The sequence below is a fragment of the Streptomyces sp. NPDC058872 genome (assembly GCF_042743065.1).
Classification (GTDB): Bacteria; Actinomycetota; Actinomycetes; order Streptomycetales; family Streptomycetaceae; genus Streptomyces.
In genome coordinates this window covers 1-1,464 of record NZ_JBHYMK010000152.1, presented here as the reverse complement: position 1 = coordinate 1,464, position 1,464 = coordinate 1, and the positions used below count along the sequence as shown (strand labels likewise).

Here is a 1,464-nt window from a genome sequence, read left to right as displayed (position 1 = left end):
GCACGCTGTTGAGTTCTCAAGATACGGACGCTTCCATCGTTCCTGTTCCCAGGCCCTCCGGGCGCTTCCTTCGTTTCCGACTCTATCAGATCTTTTCGACCCGATTTCCTCGGTGCTTTCCGGTCCCATTCGCTTTCGCTCAGGGCCCTTCCGGCGATTTCGACTTTATCAGATTCATTTCGGCCGACCTAATCGGTGGCTTTCGTGATTCGAATAAGAATCGGAGTGACTCCGCGGAATCAAAATTCTCGCTGGAGTGAGTGAGACTCTATCCGACTGCTACCGAACTGTCCAGTTCCAGGCAACCGTTTAAATCTACCTCCCCACAGCGGCCGTGTCAACGGCTTTTGTGGGCACCGGAGGAGACTAGCAGCCCCTCGGGGGCCGACGCACATCAGGCGGCGGTGGGGAGGGCGTCGCTGCGGGTTGGGCGTGCGGCGGGCGCGGATGCCCGCGGCAGGAGTGCCGGCGGTGCCCCGCCGGGGTGACGGCCGACGCCCCTGGCCGGGTGGTGTGCGGGGCTGCAGGTTCGGGACGCCCTAAGGGCTTTTCGTGCCGCCTGACCGGGTCTGCGGGTCAGGGGAAGGCCGAGGGCGGGGTCTCCAGGCCTTCGAGTTCGATGCCGGGGGCCGCGAGGACCACGTCTCCGGCGATGTGGACCGCATGGCGTTCGCCCGTGCCCAGGTCGCTGACCTGGTACTCGTCCACGGTCAGGGGGCCGTTGTCAGTGGCGTGCGTTTCACTTCTCAGCAGGGCCCAGGACTGGTCGACCGTGAGGGGGGCGAGCACCGGGGCCGTGAAGGCCACGAGCCTGATGCGGGTCTCGGGGGAATCGGGGGTGAGGCGTAGGAACCGGGTGAGGGCGATGAGGAACGCGGGGGACGTCCCGGTGAAGGCATGGGCGCGCACATTGCCTTCGGTGGCGTGGGTTCCGGTGGGGTCCGTGCGGACCCAGGTGACGCCGTCCAGGGCCGCACCGCGGACCTGCCAGCTCGCGGCGTGCAGTTCGAGGCGAAGGGGGCGACCGAGCTCGTCGACGGCCAGGTCGACGGAGCCCTGGTGGTCGCCCGAGGGGGTGGTGATCTGGGAGACGTAGCGCCAGCCGGAGGGGCCGGGCGCGCAGTGGAAGTGCTCTTCGCCGAGGAAGGTGTGATCGTGCGGATCATGGAGCGAATAACGGCCGCGGGGCATGGTTCCTCGGGTGGCTTCCAGGGGCTGTAGCTGGACGGGGCAGGCCCCCGACACGGGGGTGCGGGGGCCTGCCTGGTCCTACTGGTGTCCGGAACGGCGTCGTGTCAGTGCACGGGCCGTCGCCGACCGCGTGTCAGTAGCGGTAGTGGTCGGGCTTGTAGGGGCCTTCCACCTGGACGCCGATGTAGGCGGCCTGTTCGGGGCGCAGGGTGGTGAGTTTGACGCCGAGGGCGTCGAGGTGGAGGCGGGCGACCTTTTCGTCGAGGTGCTTGG

Annotated in this window: 2 protein-coding genes; both read right to left on the bottom strand. The window is 67.4% G+C overall.

The annotated features are described in order from the left end of the window. Positions 1-576: 576 nt before the first annotated feature. Positions 577-1,191, bottom strand: coding sequence for a hypothetical protein (locus ACFW22_RS35865; RefSeq protein ID WP_386412993.1), 615 nt, complete (start codon positions 1,189-1,191; stop codon positions 577-579). A 133-nt stretch (positions 1,192-1,324) separates the two neighbouring features. After that, on the bottom strand, positions 1,325-1,464 hold a 140-nt coding region (locus ACFW22_RS35860), incomplete at its 5' end, for an adenosylhomocysteinase (protein WP_386412995.1).